This window comes from Campylobacter concisus (genome assembly GCF_902460895.1).
Taxonomy (GTDB): Bacteria; Campylobacterota; Campylobacteria; order Campylobacterales; family Campylobacteraceae; genus Campylobacter_A; species Campylobacter_A concisus_BC.
In genome coordinates, this window is the sequence record NZ_CABPVL010000004.1 from 91,592 (window position 1) to 93,502 (window position 1,911).

Annotated in this window: 2 protein-coding genes and 1 pseudogene; all 3 read right to left on the reverse strand. The window is 28.9% G+C overall.

Annotated elements, in window-relative coordinates; all coding sequences use genetic code 11:
• Window positions 1-415: 415 nt before the first annotated feature.
• On the reverse strand, window positions 416-778 hold the full coding sequence (locus F3G98_RS07095; protein WP_103607734.1) for a hypothetical protein: 363 nt from the start codon (window positions 776-778) through the stop codon (window positions 416-418).
• Between the two features lie 30 nt (window positions 779-808).
• A complete protein-coding gene (locus F3G98_RS07100) occupies window positions 809-1,237 on the reverse strand; it encodes a hypothetical protein (protein ID WP_103607733.1) in 429 nt (142 codons plus the stop codon).
• 418 nt (window positions 1,238-1,655) lie between these two features.
• Window positions 1,656-1,911, reverse strand: a pseudogene (locus tag F3G98_RS10820) (hypothetical protein); the annotation flags it as partial.

Genomic DNA, 1,911 nt, shown 5'->3' on the forward strand with positions numbered 1-1,911 from the left:
CAAAAGAATAAGTCACTTATTGTTACTCCTGTTAAACAAAGACTATATTATCATTAAACAATCTTTTGCAAATTTAATATCTCGGTTCTATTTTGCCTATTTGTTCCCATGCATGCGATCTACTTATATCTTTTTGCAACATTTTATTCATTTAGGCTTCTTTTTATAAAAAATGCCAAAAAGACAAAAACTCGCAAATATAAAAAATAACGCAAAAAATATAAATTTTTCAACATCATTTGAAAAGTAATATTTAAATCCACGATATGAAATATAATTAAACTCCAAAAAACTAAAAGCGTAAATATATGAACTAATAGATATAAAAATCAAAAAAATCTTAGCTCTCATTTGTCGTTTTTCCAATCTTAAAATCCATACAAGCCAGCTCCTACTGCCCAAGGCAAGAGAATGTCTAAACACTTTTATCTTTTTCTAAATTTTTCAACTCATCTGGAAACTGTCTATAATATTTTTCAACTTCTATTGTTTCAACATTACATTTAGGGCATTTGCCATTTTTAGTATCAGCGTAATTATAACTATTTTTACACTTTGGGCACTTTGTAAATTCTGGTATTTTAGAATTTAACCTTATCAAATATATCGTATATGTGATCAACAAAATAATTAAAACTATCTGCATGATTATAGACTGCGCAGTTGATACTACATATACTTTTCCTCCTTTATAGCCTTCGTCTGTTAATAGTTTATATAAATTTAAAGATGATAACGATGTAAAAAATATTGCTATCACGATCCGTATTTTAATCATGACTTAAGCCTATTTACTCGTAAATTTACATCAATCATCAACATTGCCTTTATCTTTTTTTCTCTTATTTCTAACGCTTCTTCTTTTGGGTCCTTTTTCCTTTTTTTCTAAAAATTCTAGTTTTCTTATATAGTCACCATATTTATTTGCATCCATCACCTCGCCACCACAAAAATTGCATTTACTTTTATCGCGTAAATGCCCAAACCACCAAGTAGCTTTACATTTAAGGCATACTAAATACTCTGGGTATTTTTTGATGTTTTTTGTGGAACGCAAAGCAAAATAAAATCCAATACAGCCTAAAATAAAAAATGTAAGTACTGATAGAAGATACCAATCCCCCATATTTCTAAAATCAATAAATTTTTCACCTATCTTTACACTTTGATTAACAAGTAGACTAAACACATGCAAAAAACACATAACACCCACAAAAAACGCAAAAATTATATCCACTACTTTCCCTCTTTTGTATTAATTTCTTGTATTGAATTTATAGTATTTATTATGCCTTTTTTAAAAAATAATAAGTATCTTTTATCTGTTTTCTTGGGTCAGAAGTAATCCAGCCACCGATGCCAGCCCAAGTAGCTTCTGGTATCCCCACAACTTATAACAAAATCTTCTCCCCATAGCACATAATTTATCATGCTTAAATCGCTAGCTTTCTTAAATTCCTGCTTTGAGATATTTTTTAGGCCTGAACGCTGCAATTCGTTTTTCCTAACAACTAAAAGCCCATCTTGCGTAAATTCATAATGATTTTAAACTAGCATCTTTCCTCCTTTTATTTACCCTACAGGCCTATATAATTTTCCGTTAATGGATTATGTCACCGCATCATCACTCCTGCTGCATTGTTTGTTCTTTAACTTTACATTTGTAAAATTAAGCGAATTCTTTTTTCAAATTTAATTTTTAGCTTCTTTTGCTTTTTGCGTTTTTTGTCTTGTGGTTTATTTGGTACAAATTTTTCAGGCCATAAGGCCCAAATAATCACACCAATAGCAGAAATCCATGAAAAAATACACAAATAGATTAAATAGCCATCTGATTTATAAATTGTAAATTTAATGAGAAAGCAAAAAACAATAATAATAGAAATTAAAAGTAAAATATTTGTTTTTAGA